Below are 281 nucleotides of genomic sequence, written 5' to 3'. Positions count from 1 at the left end.
AACCAGCTGGTGTGTATGTTGGCTATATTCCGATTTCTTATACATACGGTTTTAATAACAACAGTGATCCTACCGGATACCGAGATATAGCTATAATGCAAAAAGTTGTTATTTCTAACATGCCTAACTTTATTCAGAGTATTGACCTATCTGCTGCTACTTTGGATCTCACCCCCCAAACTGATGGCTCAGGATCTATCTTTGCAGAAGAAACTTTAACGGTGACGGCCAATGGGAATATGGGACCGAAATTGAGTCTATATGTCCCTCAAGTTATGTTT

1 pseudogene is annotated in these 281 nt (G+C 39.5%); it reads left to right on the top strand.

Annotated elements, in window-relative coordinates:
• Positions 1-281 (top strand): annotated as a pseudogene (locus AB4486_RS25400) (hypothetical protein); the annotation flags it as partial.

The organism is Vibrio sp. 10N.222.55.C6 (genome assembly GCF_041473395.1).
Taxonomy (GTDB): domain Bacteria; phylum Pseudomonadota; class Gammaproteobacteria; order Enterobacterales; family Vibrionaceae; genus Vibrio; species Vibrio crassostreae_C.
This window is presented reverse-complemented; position numbering and strand designations above follow the sequence as displayed.